The following is a 25315-nucleotide window of genomic DNA, read 5'->3' on the forward strand; positions in this document are numbered from 1 at the left end:
GTAATTTTCCCCCTTGCCCCCCTGCCCTTCTGCCCCTCTGCCTCTTCTGCCTAATCCCTAATCCCCAATACAGATGCATCTTGTGGAAGTTCCTCAAATATCGATATCCATAGGAGACTAGAGAAAGAAGAAGAAAATTTATCTGACACGTTTTCAAGCAGTTAAGGAGAATTTATGCGTGCAGTACTGATGGCAGGGGGTTCGGGAACGCGGCTTCGCCCGTTAACTTGCGATGTGCCCAAACCGATGGTACCGATTCTAAATCGACCAATTGCCGAACATATAATCAATCTCCTCAAAAGACATCAAATTACAGAAGTTATTGCGACACTACATTATTTACCTGATGTCTTGCGAGATTATTTTCAAGATGGCAGCGATTTTGGTGTTCAGATGACTTATGCAGTCGAAGAAGATCAGCCTTTGGGTACAGCAGGCTGTGTGAAAAACATTGCCGAACTTCTGGATGAAACTTTTTTAGTCATTAGCGGTGATAGCATAACAGATTTTGACCTCACGGCTGCGATCGCATTTCATAAACAAAATAAGTCAAAAGCTACTTTGATTTTGACGAGAGTTCCCAACCCAATTGAGTTTGGGGTGGTGATTACCGACGAGGAATCACGAATTCGGCGATTTTTAGAAAAGCCCTCTAGTAGTGAAATTTTTTCCGATACCGTCAACACTGGCACTTACATTCTCGAACCAGAAGTTTTGGAATATCTGCCAGCAAACATTGAATGCGACTTTTCCAAAGACTTATTCCCCTTACTGCTAGCAAAAGATGAGCCAATGTACGGTTACATTGCTCAAGGTTACTGGTGTGATGTTGGTCACTTAGATGCTTACCGCGAAGCTCAATATGACGCATTAGATCGGAAAGTGCAACTGGATTTTCCCTACAAAGAAGTTTCTCATGAGTTATGGGTAGGTCAAAATACTTACATAGACCAGACGGCTGTGATTGGAAGCCCAGTAGTGATTGGTGACAATTGTCGCATCGGTGCAAGAGTCCAGATTGAGGCAGGAACCGTAATTGGAGATAATGTCACCATTGGCGCTGATGCGAATCTCAAACGTCCGATTGTGTGGAATGGGGCATTTATTGGCGATGAAGCGGCTCTTTCTGCCTGTGTGATTTCCCGTGGCGCTCGTGTAGACCGCCGCGCTCAAGTATTAGAAGCTGCTGTTGTCGGTTCCCTTTCCACGGTAGGAGAAGAAGCTCAAATTAGTCCAGGTGTGCGCGTTTGGCCCAGTAAAAAGATTGAGTCAGGGGCAGTTTTAAACATTAACTTGATTTGGGGAAACACCGCCCAGCGAAATTTATTTGGACAACGCGGTGTTCAAGGATTAGCGAATATCGACATCACCCCAGAATTCGCCGTGAAATTGGGATCTGCTTACGGATCTACCTTAAAACCTGGTTCTAAGGTAACGGTTTCTCGTGACCAACGTAATATTTCTCGAATGGTGACGCGATCGCTCATTGCTGGTTTAATGTCAGTAGGTATTGATATTCAAAACCTCGATGCTACAGCTATCCCCATCGCCCGCACGGTTATACCCACAATGTCGGTAGTTGGTGGTATACATGTGCGCGTCCACCCCGATCGCCCTGATTACATTCTGATTGAATTTATGGATGTTAAGGGCATTAATATCTCCAAAGCCCTGGAAAAGAAAATTGAAGGGGCTTACTTTAAAGAAGATATGCGGCGGGCGCTAATTCATGAAATTGGCGATGTGTCTTACCCCAGCCAAGTGATGGATCGCTACTGCACTGCTTTTGAGAAGCTTTTGCATGTTCATACACTCCGTAACAGTCGGGCAAAAGTAGTGATTGACTATGTTTATGCCGTATCAGGGGCAGTTTTACCCCAAATGTTGGATAAATTTGGTGCTGATGCAGTCGTATTGAATGCCAGTGTCAATAAAACAGCTATGTCCGTAGCTGACCGCGAAGGATTGTTGACTCAATTAGGTCATGTTGTGGAAGCATTGAAAGCTAACTTTGGTGTGCAAGTATCAGCTAATGGTGAACAGCTGATTTTAGTTGATGAATCAGGCTACCCAATTCGTGGGGAAACTTTAACAGCACTGATGGTAGACATGATTTTGACGGCTAACCCCAGAGGAACGGTAGTAGTCCCAGTTCATGCTTCTAGCGCTATTGAACAAGTCGCTCGTCGCCACGATGGTAGAGTGATTCGCACCAAAGCCAACCCGACAGCTTTAATGGAAGCTTGTCAAAAAAATCCCAATGTGGTGCTGGGAGGTAGTGGAGAAACTGGTTTTATTTTCCCACAACTGCATCCAGGCTTTGATTCCATGTTCTGCATTGCAAAGATAATTGAGATGTTGACTATACAGGAGCGGAGTCTCGCTGCTGCGCGAGCGGAATTGCCCCGTGTAATTCATAAAACTTATACAGTCCGTTGTCCGTGGACAGCCAAGGGTGCTTTGATGCGTTACTTGGTGGAAACTCACCCAGCCCAAAATCTAGAATTAATTGATGGAGTGAAAATTTGTCAACCTTATGATGATAGTTGGCTATTAGTTTTACCAGATGCTAGCGAACCACTGGTGCATTTGTATGCAAACAGCAACGATCGCGAATGGGTAGATGAAACTGTAAGAAATTACCGCGCCCGTGTGCAGTCGTTTGTGGAAAGACAACAAGAATATCAACCCGCCGAAGTGTAATTCGTAATTCGTAATTAATCAGTCGTGAAAAATTAGATCCCCGACTTCTTAAAGAAGTCGGGGATCTGGACACCGCGAATTTTCACAAATTAAATATAATTCCTATGGCTAACCCTCCTAGAATGCTTTGATAAAGGTTCAAATTTATTCTTGAACATTCGGACATTCTGGTAAATTTTTCTTATCGTATTTGCAATCAAAATAAATTAAAGCTTCACTAGTAGAGGTGAATGCTCTAGTTGTGGTGTATGGATTACTTTTTGGACTTGCTTCAGATGACCAAACTTTCAAATAGTAATAACTATTATCATCGGTAGACCATAATTCATAACGGAAATTACCTCCTATCCCCTCACTAGTTAAATAGTCAGCTAGTGCTGTATTTGATGTAGACACAAAGCTCAATACAGTCAAAACAGGAATTACGGCTAGTTTTAGTATTTGGATTAATTTCATAAATGCACACAAAACTTACTTCCTCTAGCTTGCTTTACCGAAGTGATTTTTGAAACCAGTAATTATCTGGAATCTTTTGTGAGGCGATCGTAAGGCACTTACAATAACTTGTCTTTTAGCCCACTCATTGTTTGGGTGAAATGAATCACCGCCCACCTTTTCGGTTTGTTTTCTGAAATCCTTTACAAAAGTTAACCTCTACTAATTGCTATATATTATCAATAAGTCTGATAGGATATCTTCAGGCTTTTTGAGATAGATATTCATTAAGCCACAGTAAATTTCAGCTATTTCATGTTGCGATCGCCTCTGGCGGGTGCTTTGCACCATCTCTAAGGAAAATTGCAAATCTATATACCAGGTGACAATATGTCGAAAAAAATTGGTCTGTTCTACGGTACTCAAACTGGCAACACTGAATCTGATGCTGAAAAAATTCGGGATGAGTTTGGTGGTGATGTTGTAACATTACATCCCATTTACGAAGCGGATACTAGCACTTTTGATGAGTATGAATTGCTGATTATTGGCTCTCCAACTTGGGATATTGGTCAACTTCAGAGCGATTGGGAAGGCTTTTTATCTGATCTGGATGAAATAGATTTTAAAGGTAAGCTAGTTGCCTATTTTGGTGATGGAGATCAATATGGCTATGCCGATAACTTCCAGGATGCAATAGGAATTCTGGAAGAAAAAATTTCCCAGCGCGGTGGTAAAACTGTTGGCTACTGGCCAACTGAGGGATATGACTTTGAGCAATCTAGAGCTTTAAAAAATGGCAAGTTTGTCGGATTGGCACTCGATCAAGGTAGTCAATCTGATTTAACAGATGAGCGAATTAAAACTTGGGTTGCTCAGTTGAAGACAGAATTTGGTTTGTAGAAAGTTAAGGCAATAGAATTCGCGTCTACACAAACAAAGTTTGCCTTTAAATCAAGGTTTTTTAACCCATGTAGACGCGGTTTCTAACCACCCTTTTAGCTGAAATTGATAATTTAGAATTTATAGGTTATTTATGTCTGATTCATTTGATGTTCTGTGGTTAAATGCTAGTCCTGTTTTGAAGCGTTTTGATGAACCATTACTCGATTACTTATGTGGGTATATGAGAATCGCCCAGTGGGAATACCAGCAAACCAAAGATGAAGCTAGTTCTATAGATAAAGCTGTGGAGTTGCTGTATGAGTTTTTAGAATGCCGCGATCGCCCCGTGCATTTAGCGGGACATGGCATGAGTGGTGCGATCGCCTTAACCTTTGCTCGGCGATTTCCTCAAAAAGTGCGATCGCTCACCTTGCTGGCTGTAGCTGCTCAACCTGCAAACAATTGGCAAGCTCACTATTACTTTCAACGACAACTTTTTAATATCAGCCGTGAGCTAGTTTTGGCAAGCAGTGTTCGCAGTCTTTTTGGAAATCAACCACCTCAAACCACAAAGAAATTAGTAGCCGCCTTAGATAAAGATTTAGAACAATCTCCATCATCACACTCTTTATTTAAGTTGGTTTATTTACCCAAGGGTGGAGTTTCTATGCCAATGATGGTATGTGGTAGCAAGAGCGATCCGGTAGTCAATCCAACTGCATTGCATGACTGGTTTAATTGGTTGAAGCCAGAAGATAAACTCTGGGAATGCCCAGAAGGATATCATTTTTTTCACTACTTCTATCCTCAACAGGTTGGTGAAGAGATTTTGAGTTTTTGGCAACGCCACCATCCGCATTTGGTAGAAGCATCTGCACTATCATTAACCACTTCTACAAATTAGTAACTTTGAGAGTGCGATGTCTGAAGACAAGCCTTACGGCTACGCACTTGTGAAATTTGGGTGTATTGAGTGCGTAGCTTGCCGCCGTAGGCATCGCTACTTTATAGTTGAAAGCACTTTTTTAGCAAATTGATTAATAAACTATTTTTACTAAAAATTAAGAATTTTAAACTTTTTTCTCAAAGTCGATTTTTGGTACATTCATACTATAATATTCACCAGATAAGCGTAAGTCTTCAAAACTAGCGATATGGCTGAATTAAAATTTTTGGGTTATAAGATAAGTCTTACAAACTCAGAATTCATTCTACCAGCTTACTCTGTTGGCTGCTGTTTAAGCGCCTCAATCTTCCAGGGTAAGTCACAAAATTGAAATATTTATAAACAGTGGTTGCATCATGACATCAAGACATTCTATTGAGGAAAGCTCAAATCCATTAGTAAAATTAGATTACATTCCATCACTAGACAGAGTTTTAGAATTAATTAAACAAAAACCACTATTTAAATTTTCTCCAGATAGAAAGAAACTCAGGATATCAGCTTATGATATTGCCTATGAAATTGCTACCAATCCCGAACTACGTCCACAAAGTCCTTTAACCCAGAATATAGGTGTTAAAGCAGCAACCGTAAATTTTATTTCGGATACAGAGTTTTATTCTAAAATCCAAGCTATTAGAGATGAATTGAGAAAACAACTTGATACTGCTTGTGGAGAAAACCAAACTCAATCTTCCTTAGATAATCTTTGCACACCATTATCTAATTTTATTAGTACTCAAGCTGAGTTACCATTTAACTATCCTTTTAACAAGCCTTATAGTTTTACATCTCAGCGATTAGTTATTGAGAATAGGTTGGCTCAAGAGAGGCGTAAGGGTACAGATTCAGTCATAAAAGCTCATCACTTGAACATCAAATTTGAAGGCATATCTAATTTTAATAGCAGGTTTTTAGATAGCCTGAAAAGCTACATAGATAGTATAACTAAACCCGATTCGCAAGATTGGCAACAACTGACAGAAATTTTAGATAATATATCAGATAAAGACGAATCTGAACTTACTGAATTCCAAAAAATAGTAGATACTGAATCTCTTCCGAGACTACTACGAGATATCAAAATAGATTATTTGGATTATTTGAGGATAGAATGTGCAAAAACTAATCCAGATAATTCCAATAAACAAGGTTTTGAATGTCTAGAAACGTTGATTAATCGGCTGAGATTATTGATAAATTACATCAACGATCCAAATTTAGATGACCCCCATTATGAAGTAAGTTATTTACTTGATAAGCCTCTTAATCTGCGGACAGCCTTTTCTCAAGCAAATGCCTTTGATATCTTGCCTATTATTCCTGAGTATGAAGGAATGATAGGAGAAAGCATAGATAAAGATAGAGGTATCAAAGAATTCAACTTGGGTGTGAGGTTAAAGCTCAATGGTTCTGTAAATTCTTATCATAAAAATTCAGTCCTAAATTATTATATGACTGAACTTGACCCCAACAGTCTGCGTCATATCGACCAACTAAAAGAGCCAGTCCAAGCCAAGAACTTTAAAGAGAAGGTTTTGAGAATTGCTTGTCTTTATTATTTTGTTTTCGCTGTCGATGAAGAAGGTAAGATACCTGATAAAGATTATAATCCTATTCCCAAATTTGAGACGGATGTTTTGAATAAATTGAAAGGGGGTGAAACTTCTGATGAGGAAGTCAAAAATTTATTAATCAAAATTAAAAGTTTGATATGTAATAAGGATATTAAGGATGTTTGGCAAGTCGAACGGAAATTAGCAGCTTTAAGAAATCTGTTGCAAACATTTCTTAATAAAAAAGAAATATTGCCATCTTTTTCTAAAAGAGTACAATTATGTATTAATAAAGAAATTTTGCAAAAAAGCGTCTCAAAAATTATCAATAATCGTAGTTTTTTGAAACTTGATTTAAATCAACAAAACCAATCACAGTTGAAAGCTAGAGCTAAAGAAGCTTTGGCTTATGTGGAGGTTTTACCACCTACAGTAAATGAACAATCTCTTAGTTCATTATCTGTCAGTTTTACTTTTGATGATGTTCGCTATTTTACAGATAGCGATAAGCAAAATTTGTCGATGGAGTATGATATCACAAGTATTAAAGGATTACCTGTAATATTTTCTCCAATCGGAGAGAAAGATGGTAAACCTATATCTCATGGAATATATGATAACTACTTTGCGAAAGAAAAAATCATAGTTATTTATTATAAATCCAAAGAAGTAAGAGAAGAAATATTTAAAAACACTCAATCATCAGAAGCTACTATATATCAGCAAGTCTTCACTTTATTAAGTTACTTGTGTATTAGTATTTGTCGAGAGCAAATTAGTCTAGATAGCGAAAAGCAAGAAAAACTCTTTTTTCCAATTTTTAGATTTCATCTCCAAGATACTCAGGAAACAACAGAAGATGAAGTTTTTCTCAATTCTTTATCAAAAGCATTAGCACATATTCTTCGTCGAGATTGCATGGCTGATGCTCAAGGACTAAATGTAAAAAATATAAAAAAAATAGATAAGTATAAAGAACAAAATGCCTTATCATCCTTGTACGCTTTGATTCCTAAAACTTTCGAGTTGAAAGAAGGTTATCAAGCTCAACTGGATAAACTGGCAATTATTGTTGTTTCTAGCTGGTTGAGTGATGCAGTTTGGGATGAGAAAGATAAACCTGTCACAATTTCAAATATATATGGCGAAATTATTGTTATTAATCAGGTATCTGACACAGCAGTAAAGGTTGAACCTATCAAAACATTTGCAGATAATCAACCTCATTCTAAAATATCTACAGAATCAGAGGTTGTTAGAGATGAAATCAGCAAACTTTACCAACAAGGTTATCGCCATTTTCTATACATAGCAAAAGCTCCTCATACCAGAAGTTTGGGTATAACTAAATTAGACTCAGACCCAGATTCATTATTTTTCATGTCTCAGGATGTAGTTCAGTATCTTAAAGCAGGTAAGCCAGATATCAAGCTGTATCCAATATTTATGGATAACTATCCTGCTATCAACTTGGTTGAAGGTAAAGCTGATTCCTTTTATATTCCTGATATTGAAGAATTAGAGAAGTTATCTTTGGATAAAAGCCAACAAACCAGAGTTTTTCTCAACCTGTTTACAGGACGTTCTGTAGATAAAAAACGTACTATATTTAATAATGTAGTTTGTTACAGTACTTTATTAAATATTTATGACGTAGGTGATACTAAAGATATTATAGAAGGGTTATTAGATAAAGATTCGCCTTTACAAAAAACTATTTTACAATACATTGCTTTATTTCATTTTTCTCGATACGAAGTAAATATAAACATTGCTCTCAAGCTGAACCCTTACAGTAAGCTAATTGGTGACGAAGGTATTGGTAAAATATCTACTTATACTTACTCGGTGAAGAATGTTAAGTTTAATAATTTAGCCTTTTTGACTGAAATTAGGAGTGCACTTTATGGCAAATGATTTAGGCATTAACTTAGGACGAGTATTTGAAATAAGTTTTAATATAGGAATTTTAACTTACTTTCAGCATTCCAAATTAAAACATTCCTACGGCGATGTTTATCTTCAGCCTTTAAGTAAGTTATCTTTGCATAATATCCAAAAGGCTATAGCTAATAATTTCATAGATAAATCTCATCAAGAAATTATTGGAGACTGGGTAAAATTATTTATTCAAAAAGGATGGACTTCAGGCTACAGCTTTGTGCGAGAATATATAGAAGCATCTGGCTGGCTAATTAAAAGCAAAATAGAAATTATCTATTTTCAGTGTGATTTTCACAATGAAAATGCCTTTGGCATCAAAAATTTAGAGAGATATCCTCATGACTGCTACAAGGAAATTTTAGAAATTCAGGGATTTGAAAATGTCGATATAAGTCGTTATATGGATGGTGGGGAATTTCTGAAAGCAGATACTCTCTTATTGCTGCGGTATATGGGTAAGTATCGAATTTTGGTTGTAGACTTATCCACTTTTACAACTTCAGCTATTCATTCTGTAACTGACTTAAATAACATTCAAAGTCTGGTAGAATCATTAAATACTGAGTTAAATTATGTGCGTTCCAAGTCTAGTTTTTGTGGACTCGGTATCGATACCGGAAATAGTAGCGACAATAACAATAAACTTAACGAGATATATTCTAAAGAATTGACTCGCTTCTTCTGTGCTTTCAAGACTAAAGACAAAGAAGCTGTCAAGGTTATCCAAGCTTGTAGTTATGCTTGGAGTTTTTATAAATTTTTGTTGTCGTCGGGTAAAATATTACCAACTGATGCAGTTAAGTTTAATTGCTTTGGCTATAGTGACAGAATGATTAACGGCATTGCTTTGACTAAAGAAAAAGACAATGCTCAAAATAGCCTGGAAATCTTAAAAAATTGTTATGAAATATATAAAAATAAGAGTGACAAAGATATAAACGATAGCCGCAACACGTTACTTGAAGTCATTAAAAGTAATGCAGCTAGAAATTTTCAGGATGGCAGCAGATTTGTCAAAGATATAGTTGAAATCAAAAAAGATACAATAAATTATATCCAAACTACTGAAGTATTTGAAGCGGGAAAGCATTTTTTTAATACAGCAGGTATTGTACCTGAATCTATTAAGCGATCGCTAGACCTCAAAGCAACAGAATTTAGAGACGCTCATGCAGAGTTGATACAACGAACCCTTGCAGACTCTAGAATACCATTGCTATTTTTGACTGGCAATCCTGGAATTGGTAAAACTACAGGAGTTGCAAACCAAATTATTGACAACTTACATGAGGGTTCACTCCTAATATATGTCAGTCCTAGAATTCAGGTGAACCGAGATATTATTGACAAGTTTACACAAAAAAATAGCTTAAATTTAGTTTCTGATAATTTAATCTGTATTAATACCAATAAAAGAATAGTTGATGAAGCCAATGGAGGTTATGTTGTTGAGTACTATAATAATAACCTGACTGAGGAACATCAAATAGGGCAAGTAAAATTTTTAGATGCTAGAACTTTAAAAGACAAAATATCTCACTCTCCCAGTCGCTTTGCTAGACGCACAGATAACTTGGTACAAGTAGAAAAAGGCCATGAGGTTGGAGTCCTAGCAAGTTTGTGTGAAGCAATTCACACCTGTATCATTAATCCTGACTTACCTAATAATATTATTGCTACAGCCTCAATGCAATCTTTAAAGGAAACTCGGTACGGTAATACTTTAAAACATCTGAACAGAATATTTAGTAGTGCTTATAATTCCTCCAAAAAGCCTCCTGGAGTTATTTCAAAGAAAATGAAAGAAATCGCCAGTCGGATGAAAAATATTTTCATTATGATTGACGAAATTACAGGTTCCCAAGAGGGAGTTGCTTTTTTACATGGCGTTTTAGATTTTGTTGATGAATATGATTTGTTAAACCCTGAATACGGCTTTAATTTGAAAGTGATTACTGCTGACGCATCACTGACAATACAAGACGTAGTTGAAAATCATCTTTCTTTCAATCAAATTCAGGGAGATAAAATATTTGTTAGACAAGTTTCAGATTCCATTGGTCAATCTTTATCGTTTAATGAATTTGAATTTTTGAGTAAGTCTGCAACTCTGATAAATGCAAATTCTTACCCAGCTGACAAGCTAATATTTAATTATCACGTATTTATCCAGTCATTAAGCTCAGACAATATTACAGATGAAACTTTTACTTTAGATACTAAAGTAGCTGAAAAAATTGAAGAAGATATTTTAAAACTGCTAGATGGCAATGATGGACAAATTATAGTTTATATCCAAAATAAAGATACTCTCAAGCAATTAATTAATAAAATTTCTCAGCGAAGATCCAACTTTACTCTGCATCAAGAATATTTAGAAATACATGCTAGTTTATCAGATAAAGAAGAAGCTGAAATTCAGAAATACCAAAATACAGTCAAAGTAGTTTTTATGACTGCTTCGGCATCACGAGGTTTATCTTTCCCCCAAACAAAGCATATTCTTGTACAGATACCTGGCTTTCAAATTGAGCAAAATTTGATGGAAATTATACAAGTAATTTATCGTGGGCGAGGTGGCGAACTAGACCACGGTAGTAAATATTTAAATTTTTACTTGTCTGACAAAGCGATATACTACCCAAAACAAGTAGATGAAAATGGCAAAAGTTTAAGTGCTGCTGAATCAGAAAATCTTGCAAAACTTTCATTACAAGAAGCTTGCCTGAATGTATTAAATATTTTGATTATCCTGAAGGCATCTATTATGACCCGGATTATGGGGTCAGGGGAAATTGGTAGAAAACGATACGTCATTATTCCTATTGGTGGTAAAGCTATTAGCCAAGCAGGGGAGACATTTATTGGTACGTTGGCTACTTTATTACGGCACATTCAGAAAGAGGTCAAAAAACAACCTGGAGATAATATATTAAAAAATATAGAACAAAATTTATACGAATTACTTTCGGTTCAAAAAATTCAAATCAGCCCTCATTCTCAAAATAAATCACTTTCGGAGGTCGGAAACGTATCCTATCTTTCAATAGGATTTAATTTCTTATCAAAAATAGAGACTAGCCTTGATAACTTACTGAGTCTGCCACCAATTGAAAAAACCTATGTTAGGGGTAGTTTACTTATTGTACCTTTATCAGAAAAAGTAATTAAAGAAACTAATTATATTGACTTAGAAAAAATTATCGATAAGGAGCGAAATGAAGAGTTTATTAAACAAGTTCAATTATTAGTAAAATCAGGAAAATATCCACAACAAATTATTAGTTCCGCTTATTCTTTAATAGATTTAACTAAAACGCTTTTTAGTGAATTAGAACGTTCACAAAAATTAACACAAACTTCTCTTTCGCCAGAACGTTATTATGCTTTACCTATACAGACATTTTTATCTTTCCAGGCTTTTGAAGACTATTTTGAAAATGAGAGAAGAATTGATAATGTGTCTTTACGGGATATTTTAGCTCGGTACGTTTCTACGCTTGCTTTAGCATATAATATTTTACCCATTGACTCGAATTATCAAAATATTCCTTATCTGGTTTTCAATAGTGGCGCAATGGATAAACTAGGAAAAAACCTATTTAATGAAAATCAAATATTTCAATCCAAAGAAATGAGTATTTTGAATTTAATTCTTTCTCAAGAAGATTGATTTACAATGAAATGCGATCGCATTTATGATGAGGTATTGTGGGAGCGATCGCTTTAAACTTCGGTTCCCTACTAGCTGCGACAGGTGTCGATACTCCCAGCGTCAGGTTCACACCCAGGATGTTTTGCCAAACAGTATCGAAAATCTAGTCATTTCAGCCCTGAATGAGTTTGAGTCTTCACTAGAGACAGGCGCATTGGTCACTGTTGATCAAACCCAATCCAGAGTTCGTATTTTACCAATTAGACGTGGATAGTTTTAGGGAAATATCGCTAACTCAGTTTCCGGGTCGAAAAAGTGAATTTTCTCTGGAGTTAGCGATAACCATAGTTGCTCACCAGGTTGGACAAATCGGTCTGGTGGGATTCGCACTTGTAGGTAATTGGCTGTAGTGGCAGGTTGAGAACCAGGTTCGGCAATCTTAACAGCGAGAAAGGAATCGTTGCCGAGATTCTCTACCAAATCTACTTGTACTGGTAGATTTTTGGTAGCAGGCATACTCAAGTTTAAGTGTTCTGGACGAATACCTAAAATTAGAGTTTTCCCATCATATTTTTGTAAAGCTTTTGCCCAGACTTCTGGGAGGGTGAAACGCAACTGGGAATGAGTAATCAACTGTGGGGCATGAAATTCTACAGGAATAAAATTCATCGGTGGTGAACCAATGAACTCTGCGACAAAAAGATTGGCAGGGCGGTTGTAAAGTTCTAAAGGAGAAGCAACTTGCTGAATTTTACCCTCAGACATAATTGCAATGCGATCGCCCATTGTCATCGCTTCTGTTTGATCGTGGGTAACGTAAATCGTCGTTGTCCCCAGTTGGCGCTGCAATTTGACAATTTGAGCGCGGGTTTCCGCCCGCAGTTTGGCATCTAAGTTAGAAAGCGGCTCATCCATTAAGAATACTTGGGGGTCACGCGCGATCGCTCGTCCCAATGCAACTCGTTGTCTTTGTCCCCCAGATAGCTGTTTGGGTAAGCGATTCAACAATGTTTCCATTTGTAACAGTTGAGCAACACTACGCACCTGTTGATCCACTGCCCGTTCTTTGTCAGAAATGTAGCGCAGTCCTTTAGGTAACTTTTTTGTCGCCCCCACAAAAAGATTTTCTGCCCACGCCCGAAGATATTGAGATGAGGGAGTACTTTCTCCTCTGCTCCCCTGCTCCTCTGCTCCCCTACGGCGTAACCCAAAGGCGATGTTGTCATATACCGTCATGTGAGGATAGAGGGCGTAATTTTGAAACACCATTGCGATGTCGCGTTCTTTGGGTGGTAGGTCATTGATTAAGCGATCGCCTACCCAGATATTACCGCCAGTCATCGTTTCTAACCCAGCGATTAATCTCAGCAGAGTGCTTTTACCACAACCAGAAGGGCCTACCAGCACCATAAATTCGCCATCTGCGATCGTCAGGTTAATCCGTCGCAAGACATTAACACTTCCCGCACGTTCTTGCACTACATCAGTTTTATCCTCAGACATGAGAGAAGATTGGGTTTGTGAACTTACACCTTCCCCTTTCCGCGCGGAAAAACTTTTATAAACGTTTTCTAAAATAACTTGGGACACAATTAATTATTGTCATTAGGAATTGGGGATTGGGCATGGGGCATTAGACTAATGACCAATGACCAATGACAGTTTAGCGCCAATCATAATACACCTTCTATGTAAATACGAAAAGTTAAAAAAACAGATTGGAGTATAAAAAGCAAACTATCCTGAATTTTAGGGCTGTCAGGAGGTGTTGTGATAACTACCGATGTACCTAAAAATCTTTCCCAAGACCCAAGGGTTAACCCTATCCATGACATTGTAGACCTACAAACCACAGATTGTTGCATTGTGTGTGGGGGGGACAGCAGGAGCAGTTATGGCGCTGTTGTTGGCGCGTCAAGGCATTTCTGTGATGCTGCTGGAAGCACACAAAGACTTCGATCGCGACTTTCGCGGCGATCCGATTCATCCGTCGGTAATGGAAATTATTGCACCTTTGTCCCACCTGCGTTTTTGCGCTTACCCATCTTGCGCGACCTCCCAGGAAGGTTAATCGCCTTGGGTGTTTTTCCAGTTCACGTCAAGACTTAATTTTTGCAAGAATTTTTGATATTTTTTCAATGAGTGGTACAATTATACTACTCAATGCAGAATTCAATGCTCATTTAGTCAAGCGAAGGTGGCGGGCGGCATACACAATGCTGTTCAAAGCGATCGCTTGGCTTTTATGCTAGAAATAACTAAAAACTCAGGCATTATTAAAAAATGCGAACAATTAAACATATCTAGATATTAATTGGCACTACATAGAAAAACCCCCTCTTTCTCAATCAGTACTTTTTGCAGTCAGGAGTAATTTTAATGAACAGCTGCGTTTTGATGGTGGAAATTATTAATGAGCCGCAACTCCGCTATACAGCCGATAATCTGGGAGTTACGGAAATGCTGGTGCAGTTTCCCAATTCCCTAAAACCAGAAGATCCGCCAGCCACGCTGAAAGTTGTCGGCTGGGGGAATTTAGCGACAGAAATTCAGCAAAACTACCACCAAGGCGATCGCGTCATCTTGGTAGGACGTTTAACTATGAATACTGTTGAACGTCAAGAAGGTTTTAAAGAAAAACGTGCTGAATTGACGGTGCAACAGATTCAACCTGTTGGAGGTAGTTTTAATACCGATCCATTGCCTTCAGCAAACATAACCCCATCATTCACTGAAACTGCTTCCCAACAACCATCTTCAGCATCTCGTCCTCCACAAAAAGACGTTCCTAATTACGAGTCACCACGTCCAGCACCTACCCCGGTTACAAATCCTGTTGGCGTGGCTCCCCAAGCGACAAGTTACGAACCCATACCCCAATCCACAAATTATGAGCGAACTACTTATCCAGCAGTGAAAGCGGAAGAACCAGATCCAGATGATATTCCCTTCTAAAGTTGGTAGTTGAGCATGTATTCAAGAAGATAACTAACAATTACGATTAGACAATTTCTACAAATAGCCATCCTTTAGGATGTGCTATTTTTTTGTCTGTGTTGACGCTTTACGTCTTGTCGTAAACATCATTGACTTCAGTGGGAAGTCAAGGATAGAGAACGATATACTTTTTTTGAACAGCATTTCAGTTTATAGTAAATGACTACATCTGACGAATTAGTTGGCATATTTGACCGTATCCGCGATGGGATTCAAGATGATAAAGATATTTTACTATTAGGACAATTGCTGAAAAATAGCAATAATCAGAAAGTCCTACAAGTCGGCAAAAATATTATAAATATTGCTGATGGTAAGGATATTCATATTGGCGATCGCACTTACTATAATACAGATGCCCAAACGATCAAAGCTGTTATTCAAGAAGTATTAACGGAGCTAATTCATGGTATTAATCCAGAAAAAATTCTTCAAGAAAATTATGTTAAAACTAATTTTCTATCTCAAACTGGAAATGAAGATTTACTAGAAAAAAGCAATTTACAAAAACAACAATCTACTCCTTCAATCCTACCAGCTATTACACAATTCGAGTTTGAAGTCATAACTGTAGACATTCAAGGAATAGAAACTAAGCGTTGTCTTAAACAAGCTGAGTATTTTATAGAAAATTTATTAGATGGCATTGTATTGGAAATGGTTTCTATAGCTGGTGGTAAATTTCAAATGGGCGCACCTCAAGGTGAATATCAATCACTTGAAGATGAACGTCCCCAGCATATAGTCACTTTAAATCCCTTTTTTATGGGTAAATATCCCATTACTCAAGCACAGTGGAGAGTTATTGCAAAGCTGCCAAAAATTAAACGCTGTCTTAAACTGGAACCATCTTGTTTTAAGGGAGATAACTTCCCTGTAGAAAGAGTTTCTTGGTATGATGCACAAGAATTTTGTGAGCGACTTTCACGAGAAACAGGAAGAAAATATCACTTACCTAGTGAAGCTAAATGGGAATATGCTTGTCGCGCCCAAACATCAACTCCATTTCATTTTGGCAAAATAATTACACCGAATTTAGCAAACCATTTTGTACAAAGTGAAAATATTAATAGTATTTTTCAGCAGCAGACAACAGAGGTTGGTAGTTTTCTACCCAATGCATTTGGAATCTGTGATATGCACGGGTTAGTCTGGGAGTGGTGCGCTGACTGTGAACACGAAGACTATCAAGGCGCACCATTAGATGGTAGTTCTTGGCTGAATGATGGAAATTCAGAATACCGAATTTTGCGGGGAGGTTCCTGGGATTCTCCGCCTAACTTGTGTCGTTCTGCATCTCGCTTTTCTGAAAATTCGAGTGTGAGTGATAAAGAATTTGGTTTTAGGGTTGTCTGTTCTTAGATGTAAATATAGTTAATTTTAAGTAGGGTGTGTTATTGCTAAAGCCTAACGCACCCTCGACAAAATGGTGTGTTAAGCGCTTGAAACAATATTTTTAATAACGAAATGTATATCGAAAATATATGCTTAACATACCCTACAATAATTCTCAAAATATTATGTAATTAATTGAAAAACTCTCGCTTTTATCTCCTCGATAGACAATGAATCAGAAAGTTGTATGCTTGTCTCTCTGCGGATTTGAACCTTGGAATTTATTGATGCTCTACTACACTGCTTTCTATAAGGATGAGAAAGCCAATTCCAGCTTCCGACAATAGCAAATTTAGTGTCGCAAACCAATATTTTTTCATTAGTTCCCCTACTTTCTATATGTATTTTTTTGCCTAAACAAGTTAAATGCGAACCTGGATATTGAGAAAACAATTTATCCAAATCTTTTTCAATTTGAGCATCATTTCCATCATTCTCTTCACTACCTTTACTACCATAGATTAATCTGACTTTCACTCCTTTTTCCAAAGCTGAAACAATATCATTCACAAACAGTTTTGATTCATTACCCCAGATCCAAGGCGTGACAATTGCCAATTCTTCTTCAGCTTGCTCAAGAGCTTCTCTAAAAACTTTTAAATGCTCACAATCATAAACTAGAGTAGCTCCAGGCTCCTGCGGAGGTATTTCAGCTTCAGTTTTGTAATCTAAAATATCTCCATACTCTCCAATGTGTTCAATAAGCTGACGAGTAAGCTTACCTTTTTCTAATCTGTGAAGATTTCCAACTAAAATAAATAGTTCTTTTGCTCTGGATACTGCAACATTAAGTAGGTTTGGGCGCTTATTAAGCCAGTTAACATTATCTTGTCTTTCGCACACTTTTGTAGATAAAATAATTACCTTTTTCTCAGAACCTTGAAAAGTGTGAATTGTCCCAACAGATTTTTTGTCTAATCCAGAGAATTTTTGAGTTAGCTCCTCTCTTAAAGCCCTAGCATGAACATTGAAAGGAGAAATAACACCGATATCTTGTAATGAATAACCTTGCTTTTGCAAGTGATGGATTACATCTATTACAGCCGAAATTTCTTCATCATTAACATTATTTCTAATATTTCCTTCAACATGGTAAGCAACTAAGTGTGAGTTTAATAAAGAAGTAACTGATTCTGTTTTTACTTCTAATCCATAGTTAGCAATAGTATTGCAATATTCAATAATGCTAGGTTGACAACGGTAATGCTCAATCAAACAAATCCCTTGACCTTTATCATTGTCTTCTCCAGTTGCTCCAGCAGCACGATGATAGCTAGTAGCGCTATGTTCTTCCTCTGGGCTGTAACGATGGTAATCAATTTCAGTTAATCCCCTGCCAATAAACGCTGTTTGGCAATAATCATCGCGTCTTTGGTTACTGAGAGTGATTACAGGCTCTATTTGTAGAGGATCACCTACAATAATAGCTTTGCGCGATCGCACCAATAAGGGAAATGTTTGATGCAGAGGAATCATTCCCGCTTCATCTACAATTGTGCGGTCAACACATTCCTTAACCCAAGGGAGTATATTTCTGATGGAAAGCAATGTGCCAGTAATGACAGGAAAAAATAAACTCACATTTTTAAGATGCTCATTTAGATTTTCTGCCATTTTATTTTTATCTTTCCAATTTCCAGAAAGAACATTTGAATATAATTCCAAAGAAGGTTTTACACGATCTTTATAGCATAGTGCTTGTTGAGTAAGCAATTTCTGCGATAACTTAAATAGCTCCTGCTGCTGCTTATGAAACTTTTTATTAAAGTAATCATAAAAATCTTCTAGTTGAGTAGTCAATTTATTTCTTAAAAAAACTAACTCTTGATTTGCCTCATCTCTTTTTTGCTCTGTAGTTACAATATCTCCAGAAATGTTTTGTAATCTTCCTGCTACAGTCTTTAACTCATCCGCTTTTACTAGTCGTTCATTAACTAACCATGATTGTTGAATTAAATCATTGCGAGTTTCAATAACTTTGATAGGAAATATAGTGTTAACAGTGTTTAAAATTGCTGGTTGACAGATTTCAGCCGTTTTTGTCAAAATCTGTCTTTCTGTTCTGCCAGAAAACCAAAGTAATATCTTCTTCCACCAAGATATTTTTCCTTCCGGTAGTCGCATTTTAGCATTATTTAGTATGACCTCAAGTTGTCTATAAGCTTCTACTGGAAGTTTGTCATAGTCGGATAATTGTGCTGCTCGTCTCTGAAAGCTCGTTCTGGCATCTAATATTTCTTCTAAATACTGTTGAAATGTTTGTATTTTTTCTAAAATTTCAGTAAGTCTTTTTTCATCTAAGATTCTTTGGCGACGTTTTTCTAAAAAATTAGATTCTTCAGCCTTTAACTCATTTTTAATTTGTTTTATTTGCTTTTTTAGAGTATCAAAACAGCTTCTGTCAAAATTATTCTTTTGTAAATAGTCTAGTGCTTGCTGTAAATGTTCTAAAGCGCCACCAGTAGATTGGATATTAACTTTACTTCCTCCTTTAAGATAGAGAAAATCATGTTCTAAAGATTCATCTTTTAACCAATCATCTAACTTGTCAATGACATTTTCAACAGCTTTGTTATTAGTACTACTAATAACAGTTAAGTTATTAATGTCTTGGTCGGTTTCAATCAGACCGAGTGCGCGTTGGACTACCTGTTGAGCAATGAGATGAAGGATAAGAGTGGTTTTCCCAGAACCTGGTGGCCCTTGGACAGCCGTCATCGGTTCGGTTTGGGCGTGTTTGAGTGCTGTTGATTGCGATTTAGTTGGTGCGTGGGTTGGGAAAGCACCCATATAAGTAACTTCGTGTTTTGGGATTTGAGGCAAACCGAACAAATATTCATAAGCTGGATGTCTTAGTTTTAACCAATTTTTGGAACCTGATTTAATTTCTTTCAAGTCTTGCTTGAGATTCCTAGAATATATTGCTCCTGTAAACGCAAACAAGTATGGCTGTCGTTGAATTTGGTAGCGACGAGGTATCGTAACGTGTTGCATCCACTCCTCATATATCTGAAATTCTTGCCCAAATGTGGTTTCAAGAAATCGTCGTAGTCCATCTTGGGTAATCAACTGTTCACGTTGTTCATCATCCAATCCAAGAAAGGTGGCTAGGTTATCTCCTGCTTCCATTAGTTTTAACTCATCAAGACTCCACCCAGTTTCTCGGTACTCTCCTTTGAGGATAGATGTTACATCCAAACTAAACAGAGGACAGAAAAAAGATTTTCCCTTGTCTACATCAATAAATTGGGGGAAAGACAATGCCCACACCGTTTCCTGTTGACCTTGTTGCACTTTGGAAACTTTTTGTTGCAGTTCTAAAAAAATGGTTGACTCAATCAATACATGGTCGTTCGCTAGCTTGACACCACGCTGTTTTACCGTATCCTGATTAGCTGCTTCAATCCTAGCGTTGCTGTAATCATCCAAAGCAATGTAATCGAACCACGCATTGATAATTGCATCTACTTTGCTAGCTGCGTTCAAAATTACCTCCAGATTGCCTTACTGATTTAAGTTTTCTATGTATTATTAATTAACTGGGATACTAATAAAAATTACGCCAAATATATATTTTACGCAGCAGTTATTTGTTGTACACATCACCAATATGCAGATCATGAGCTTCATTAATATTCGTGATAAACTTTCCATACTGGTTTATCGTCTCGGCAATTTTATTAATCTTTTGTGTAGCTTGGGGTTTTACTTCATCCCATCCCTTATCAGGTAAACCTTTACCACCCCAAAGTTTGGCAATTACAAAATCTCCTGCATCCATATCAAAATGCGGAATTTGTTCTGCATTGAACAGCTTACGCGCACTTTCAGGCACAGTTTTACCTAAATAATTCATTAAATTAGAAACCCGAACTTCTGTATCACCGGGCTGATTTCCAGCACCTTGCAAAGCTTCGAGAAAGTGATAAGTATAGATGCTGCTTGATTCATCTTTTACCCAAGATTGTTGCTCACCTTCAGAAGAAGTAAAAACTACTCTACCTTTGCCTTGTTTCAAATCATCAATCAAACTTTTAGATGGAGCAACGCGAATAAAATCTTCAAATTCTTCTTCTAGTTCTAAATCAGCCTCTTTAGAAGTTGCCATTCCTGCTGCATGACAACTATCAATCACAACTAATAAACGTTCTGCTTTTATTTGCCTTAATGCATTAGTGAAAGTTTCGGCTGCAAGTGCAGAACTAGAAAGTTTATTTGGTCTAACATCATGTTGTAGTAAATAATAATGTTGTGTATTTTTATCTATCCAGCCATGTCCTGAATAATAAACAAATACCGTTGCATTTGGGTCTGTGGCTGATTTTTCTTTTAACCAATTCAATCCATCTAGAATAGCTGCTTTATTTGCTTCTTGATTATTTAGCACCCGAATATGATCTTTATCATCTTGATAGGCACATAGTTGCGGGTCAATTAAAGCAGCATAAATTGCTTGAGTATCTTTTACTGTTACTGGCAGTGAAAGCTTACTATATTTAGACTCCCCTACACCAATTAATAGTGCATAACCGTGAGTAAATTTATCGCTCACTTTCATTTAACTCCATGTATACAAGTAATACTTAAGTGATTTTACAGAGGATATCTGCTATTTATCTAAATGTAACAAAGTATTAACTAAATCACTGGCATTTACAACATAAACACCGCCAACCTCATTGCTAGGAATATCGACATTACCTTTTGTAAAACAAAGCAGTGCAGTTACCCACCGTGCAGTTTTTAAGTGTTTTACTTCTGTTGCTTGGCCTTTAACTTTGCCTATCAAATCACCTTCGTCAAAATCAAAGGTATTTCTGCCGTAGCGTTTACGCAGACGACCACTTTCATAAACTTTAGTGCCGCTATGAGATTTAACATCGATTACATACCAGTTATTTTGAGGAGAATGCAGCACCACATCTGCATCTCCCCATCTCTTAATTCGGAGGTTGTATTCTAATTGCCATCCTCGATGTTCCAAAGGGCGCAATAATATAGCTACTTCAGTTTCGGCTTTAGCACCGCGTTGAGCATCACCCGCTCTTTTCATCAAGTATTGCCCATTACGATACAGCTTGTATGAGCCTACCAATGCCCCCAGCGAGAGCAACATCCCCACAAAAGAAGTTCTGAAGATGCTGAATAACAGTACCGCCCCCATTAGAACAACCACTGCAAAAGCATAACTCAGCATTGCAGACTGGCGACGCTCCTTAAGCAATTTACGGATTTGCTCTCCTGGCTGTTTTGTTCGTGGTGGCAATTTTATGTAGTTAATGCTGTTATTTAAAGACTGGAACTCTGAAAAAAGAGGATACCATAAGCCAATGACGATTTGGAAAAATTACAACCCGTTCTACATCGCAAATGTGTGTATATTGTGGAAGTATGTGATGTCAGTTGTGGGTGAAAAACTGCCAAGGAGCGTAAAAACCAAATTTACCGACATAACACATCAAAACTATTGTTAAAATCGAATAATTTTAAGTTAATATTTCTACCCAACTCCTATGAGAGAAACTGTCCTAGAGGTTTGCAATTTACAAGTTGAATTTCCCGGTGATGGCAACACAGTCAGAGCTTTGGATGGTATTTCCTTTGGGCTGCATCGGGGTGAAACTCTAGGAATAGTAGGAGAATCGGGGAGTGGTAAATCAGTGACAGCCCTAGCTGTAATGGGTTTGTTGCAAACTCCCGGTATAGTTACTGGCGGTGAAATCTGGTTTCGTCCGCAGGAGAATGGCAGCCCCATCGATTTGGTAAAATTGCCTCCTGAGCAAATGCAGTTACACCGGGGTGGCGACATTGCGATGATTTTTCAAGAGCCGATGAGTTCGCTTAATCCGGTTTATAACATCGGGTTTCAGCTAACAGAAGCGATTATGCGACATCAAAATGTGTCAGCAGCCCAATCACGACAAGTTGCGATCGCAGGTCTACAAGAGGTAAAACTTCTACCTAGTGATGAGGAGATCCAGCAGCAGTATACCGAAACTTCACCGAAACCAGAGCCATCAAAGTTGGCACGGTTGGTTAAAGAACACAAAGAAGCCATGCTGGAACGCTACCCTCATGAACTTTCTGGGGGACAGTTGCAACGGGTGATGATTGCAATGGCAATTTCTTGCAACCCTTTAATCTTAATTGCCGATGAACCAACCACAGCTTTAGATGTGACGGTGCAAGCGACTATTTTGGATTTGTTGCGAGAATTGCAGCAAAGCCGTGATATGGCAATGATTTTTATCACCCACGATTTGGGGTTAATTTCAGAAATTGCTGACGAAGTAGCGGTGATGTATAAAGGCAAAGTTGTCGAATCTGGTACTGCTGAACAAATTTTTAGCACTCCGCAGCATCCATATACTAAAGGTTTGATAGCTTGTCGCCCTAAACTTGACCGCCGTCCCCAAAAACTACTCACTGTTTCTGACTACATGAGTGCAGAAGAAACAGCAACGGGAGAAGTAGTAATTCAGGCGAAAGAACCCGCACAACCCATAGATGTCACCACCGAAGAGATTGCTACAAGATTGGCAAACTTCAACGAGAAGGAACCCCTGCTGCAAATCCGTAATCTGAAAGTTGGTTTTCCAGTGCGCGGGGTGTTTGGTGGGACAAAACGCTACAATATGGCGGTTAATGGCGTTTCTTTTGATGTCAAACCAGGGGAAACACTAGGTTTGGTGGGAGAATCTGGTTGTGGTAAAACTACTCTTGGTAGAACCTTGCTGCGCTTAATTGAACCAATGAGTGGTCAGATTATTTTTGAGAAACAAGATATTACTAGCCTCAAAGGAGAACCGTTGCAAAAACTGCGGCGGGAAATGCAAATAGTCTTTCAAAATCCTTTTAGTTCACTCGATCCCCGGATGAAGGTTGGGGACGCGGTGATGGAACCGTTGTTAATTCACTCTGTTGGTAAGAGCAAGCAACAACGAAAGCAGCGAGTAATCGAACTTTTAGAACGGGTGGGGTTGAGTGCAGATGCGATTAACCGCTATCCGCATCAGTTTTCTGGCGGTCAACGCCAACGGATTTGCATAGCCCGTTCTTTGGCGTTAAATCCTAAATTTATCATCTGTGATGAATCAGTTTCAGCGCTGGATGTTTCAGTACAGGCGCAGGTATTAAATCTTCTTAAAGAGTTACAGTCAGACTTTCAGCTTACTTATATTTTTATTTCTCACGATTTAAGTGTAGTGAAATTTATGAGCGATCGCATTTTAGTTATGAATCGCGGTCAAATTGTTGAAGAAGGGACAGCCGAAAGCATCTACCTGGAACCCAAAGAGGAATACACGCAAAAATTAATTGCTGCGATTCCTACCGGTAGTGCTGAACGGGTACGAAGTCGTCATCTACGAGCTTTGTAGTTAAAATTGTAGTGGCAATTCATGAATTGCCACTACATGAACACGGGCCGAGCATTTTCTTTTCAACAGATATTTGTGCAAACAAAGTTAATTACATCTGCAAGTCCTGACTGAGTTTTCAAATTAGTAAAAATAAAAGGTTTATCACCGCGCATTTTTTTAGCATCCCGTTCCATCACACTTAAATCTGCACCAACATAAGGTGCTAAATCAGTTTTGTTAATCACTAATAAATCAGACTTGGTAATACCGGGGCCACCTTTGCGGGGAATTTTATCACCAGCAGCAACATCGATGACATAAATTGTTAAATCTACCAATTCTGGACTAAAAGTAGCAGCCAAATTATCGCCACCACTTTCCAAAAAGACTAAATCCAAATCGATAAAACGTTCCTCTAACTGTTCAATTGCCGCCAAATTCATCGAAGCATCTTCGCGGATAGCAGTATGAGGACAACCACCAGTCTCTACACCTAAAATGCGATCGCTTGCCAACGCCTGAGAACGCACTAAAAATTGAGCATCCTCCTGAGTATAAATATCATTCGTCACCACCGCAATCTGATACTGCTCGCGCAATCCCTTACACAAAGCATCCACCAAAGCCGTCTTCCCCGAACCCACCGGGCCAGCAACTCCTACTCGAAATGCATTCATTGTCATTTATCCTTTGTCCTTGGTACATGGTTATTAGTTGTAAGTTCTATAAGGAATCATATTTGATTTAAAGATTTATCTTCAAATGAGCAATTTTCAAAATAGAGAGATAAGTATAATTATTTGCCCTGGAATTCATGAGCCAGAATTAACTGAAAGCTTTACAGTCGGATTATTAGATATGGTTGCTGATGGTGCGATCGCCTACGACTCCGCAAATATACTGGTTTATCCGGGTAAAGATGTTTTAGTTTTATCAGCTTTGCACATTTTGCAGTTCTTGCGCGTTAGCGTAGCTCACCGCAGGTATCGCTTGACCGACAAATCACCAATTATATTTATTAGCTTTAGTGCTGGCGTAGTCGGGGCAATAGGAGCAGCACATTTGTGGCAACTCTTGGGTGGTTCTGTCAAAGCATTTATTGCTATAGATGGATGGGGAGTACCACTACAAGGTAATTTTCCTATTCATCGGATGAGTCATGATTATTTTACTCATTGGAGTTCTAGTTTGCTGGGTAGTGGGCAGAATAACTTTTATGCACAACCAGCAGTCGATCATTTGTCTATGTGGAAATGTCTGACAAAAAGCCGCTCTGCATCTACCCTCAAAACTGTACAAGGCTGGTGGGTAGATTCATTAATTGAAATTTATCCACCCAAAGGTTATCTGACAGCAGCTGAGTTTTTGCTTATGCTGTTAAAGCGCTATGAAGCAAATTAGTCCGGACAATAGAATTAGGAGTTAGGAGTTAGGAGTT

General features: G+C 38.0%; 16 protein-coding genes and 1 pseudogene. 10 read left to right on the top strand and 7 right to left on the bottom strand.

The window, feature by feature from the left end; translation table 11 throughout:
• The first annotated feature begins 174 nt into the window (after window positions 1-174).
• Window positions 175-2703 (top strand): mannose-1-phosphate guanyltransferase, encoded by a 2529-nt coding sequence (locus V7K55_RS05210; protein ID WP_334828894.1) that lies wholly within the window; start codon window positions 175-177, stop codon window positions 2701-2703.
• Between the two features lie 144 nt (window positions 2704-2847).
• Here V7K55_RS05210 and V7K55_RS05215 read toward each other — a convergent pair whose 3' ends face one another.
• Both V7K55_RS05215 and V7K55_RS05220 read right to left on the bottom strand, forming a co-directional pair.
• Window positions 2848-3099, bottom strand: a complete 252-nt coding sequence (locus V7K55_RS05215; RefSeq protein WP_334828896.1) for a hypothetical protein — start codon at window positions 3097-3099, stop codon at window positions 2848-2850.
• 261 nt (window positions 3100-3360) lie between these two features.
• Entirely contained in the window at window positions 3361-3507 is a 147-nt protein-coding gene (locus tag V7K55_RS05220) for a hypothetical protein (protein ID WP_334828898.1), read from the bottom strand.
• Window positions 3508-3528: 21 nt separating this feature from the next.
• Between V7K55_RS05220 and fldA the strand changes: the two genes are divergently transcribed.
• From fldA to V7K55_RS05240, 4 genes are all read left to right on the top strand, one after another.
• Window positions 3529-4041, top strand: coding sequence for a flavodoxin FldA (gene fldA / locus V7K55_RS05225; protein WP_334828900.1), 513 nt, complete (start codon window positions 3529-3531; stop codon window positions 4039-4041).
• 133 nt (window positions 4042-4174) lie between these two features.
• Window positions 4175-4927 (top strand): alpha/beta fold hydrolase, encoded by a 753-nt coding sequence (locus V7K55_RS05230; protein WP_334828902.1) that lies wholly within the window; start codon window positions 4175-4177, stop codon window positions 4925-4927.
• A gap of 398 nt (window positions 4928-5325) precedes the next feature.
• Window positions 5326-8442, top strand: a complete 3117-nt coding sequence (locus V7K55_RS05235) for a hypothetical protein (RefSeq protein ID WP_334828904.1) — start codon at window positions 5326-5328, stop codon at window positions 8440-8442.
• On the top strand, window positions 8432-12142 hold the full coding sequence (locus V7K55_RS05240; protein WP_334828906.1) for a helicase-related protein: 3711 nt from the start codon (window positions 8432-8434) through the stop codon (window positions 12140-12142). Before V7K55_RS05235 ends, V7K55_RS05240 begins: the two co-directional genes overlap by 11 nt.
• Before the next feature lie 258 nt (window positions 12143-12400).
• Here V7K55_RS05240 and V7K55_RS05245 read toward each other — a convergent pair whose 3' ends face one another.
• Window positions 12401-13714, bottom strand: coding sequence for an ABC transporter ATP-binding protein (locus V7K55_RS05245; protein WP_334828908.1), 1314 nt, complete (start codon window positions 13712-13714; stop codon window positions 12401-12403).
• A 183-nt stretch (window positions 13715-13897) separates the two neighbouring features.
• On the opposite strand from V7K55_RS05245, the pseudogene V7K55_RS05250 reads away from it, so the two are divergent.
• The 3 genes and pseudogenes from V7K55_RS05250 to V7K55_RS05260 all read left to right on the top strand — a co-directional run.
• Window positions 13898-14141, top strand: a pseudogene (locus V7K55_RS05250) (FAD-dependent monooxygenase); the annotation flags it as partial.
• Between the two features lie 362 nt (window positions 14142-14503).
• Window positions 14504-15079: a single-stranded DNA-binding protein gene (locus V7K55_RS05255; RefSeq protein WP_334828910.1), complete on the top strand. Its 576-nt coding sequence runs from the start codon at window positions 14504-14506 to the stop codon at window positions 15077-15079.
• 201 nt (window positions 15080-15280) lie between these two features.
• Entirely contained in the window at window positions 15281-16483 is a 1203-nt protein-coding gene (locus V7K55_RS05260) for an SUMF1/EgtB/PvdO family nonheme iron enzyme (RefSeq protein ID WP_334828913.1), read from the top strand.
• Window positions 16484-16639: 156 nt separating this feature from the next.
• On the opposite strand, the gene V7K55_RS05265 is transcribed toward V7K55_RS05260, so the two are convergent.
• The 3 genes from V7K55_RS05265 to V7K55_RS05275 all read right to left on the bottom strand — a co-directional run bounded on the left by V7K55_RS05265 (window position 16640) and on the right by V7K55_RS05275 (window position 21782).
• A complete protein-coding gene (locus V7K55_RS05265; RefSeq protein ID WP_334828915.1) occupies window positions 16640-19810 on the bottom strand; it encodes an AAA domain-containing protein in 3171 nt (1056 codons plus the stop codon).
• Between the two features lie 292 nt (window positions 19811-20102).
• Entirely contained in the window at window positions 20103-21068 is a 966-nt protein-coding gene (locus V7K55_RS05270) for a caspase family protein (RefSeq protein ID WP_334828917.1), read from the bottom strand.
• A 57-nt stretch (window positions 21069-21125) separates the two neighbouring features.
• Window positions 21126-21782: a nuclease-related domain-containing protein gene (locus V7K55_RS05275; protein ID WP_334828919.1), complete on the bottom strand. Its 657-nt coding sequence runs from the start codon at window positions 21780-21782 to the stop codon at window positions 21126-21128.
• A 247-nt stretch (window positions 21783-22029) separates the two neighbouring features.
• Here V7K55_RS05275 and V7K55_RS05280 point away from each other — a divergent pair, with 247 nt between their 5' ends.
• Window positions 22030-23895, top strand: a complete 1866-nt coding sequence (locus V7K55_RS05280) for an ABC transporter ATP-binding protein (protein WP_334828921.1) — start codon at window positions 22030-22032, stop codon at window positions 23893-23895.
• Between the two features lie 62 nt (window positions 23896-23957).
• Here V7K55_RS05280 and ureG read toward each other — a convergent pair whose 3' ends face one another.
• Complete coding sequence (ureG, locus tag V7K55_RS05285) at window positions 23958-24554, bottom strand: urease accessory protein UreG (RefSeq protein WP_100901384.1); 597 nt, start codon at window positions 24552-24554, stop codon at window positions 23958-23960.
• Window positions 24555-24639: 85 nt separating this feature from the next.
• Here ureG and V7K55_RS05290 point away from each other — a divergent pair, with 85 nt between their 5' ends.
• Complete coding sequence (locus tag V7K55_RS05290; RefSeq protein WP_334828923.1) at window positions 24640-25278, top strand: hypothetical protein; 639 nt, start codon at window positions 24640-24642, stop codon at window positions 25276-25278.
• Window positions 25279-25315: the final 37 nt, after the last annotated feature.

The sequence above is a fragment of the Nostoc sp. genome (genome assembly GCF_036919895.1).
Lineage (GTDB): Bacteria > Cyanobacteriota > Cyanobacteriia > Cyanobacteriales > Nostocaceae > Nostoc.

What these genes read in the sequence shown, in the direction of transcription:
- V7K55_RS05290 (WP_334828923.1), top strand. Translation starts at nt 24,640, where the DNA reads ATGAGCAATTTTCAAAATAGAGAGATAAGTATAATTATTTGCCCTGGA.
- V7K55_RS05235 (WP_334828904.1), top strand. Translation starts at nt 5,326, where the DNA reads ATGACATCAAGACATTCTATTGAGGAAAGCTCAAATCCATTAGTAAAA.
- V7K55_RS05240 (WP_334828906.1), top strand. Translation starts at nt 8,432, where the DNA reads ATGGCAAATGATTTAGGCATTAACTTAGGACGAGTATTTGAAATAAGT.
- ureG (WP_100901384.1), bottom strand. Translation starts at nt 24,554, where the DNA reads ATGAATGCATTTCGAGTAGGAGTTGCTGGCCCGGTGGGTTCGGGGAAG.
- V7K55_RS05230 (WP_334828902.1), top strand. Translation starts at nt 4,175, where the DNA reads ATGTCTGATTCATTTGATGTTCTGTGGTTAAATGCTAGTCCTGTTTTG.
- V7K55_RS05260 (WP_334828913.1), top strand. Translation starts at nt 15,281, where the DNA reads ATGACTACATCTGACGAATTAGTTGGCATATTTGACCGTATCCGCGAT.
- V7K55_RS05255 (WP_334828910.1), top strand. Translation starts at nt 14,504, where the DNA reads ATGAACAGCTGCGTTTTGATGGTGGAAATTATTAATGAGCCGCAACTC.
- fldA (WP_334828900.1), top strand. Translation starts at nt 3,529, where the DNA reads ATGTCGAAAAAAATTGGTCTGTTCTACGGTACTCAAACTGGCAACACT.
- V7K55_RS05280 (WP_334828921.1), top strand. Translation starts at nt 22,030, where the DNA reads ATGAGAGAAACTGTCCTAGAGGTTTGCAATTTACAAGTTGAATTTCCC.
- V7K55_RS05210 (WP_334828894.1), top strand. Translation starts at nt 175, where the DNA reads ATGCGTGCAGTACTGATGGCAGGGGGTTCGGGAACGCGGCTTCGCCCG.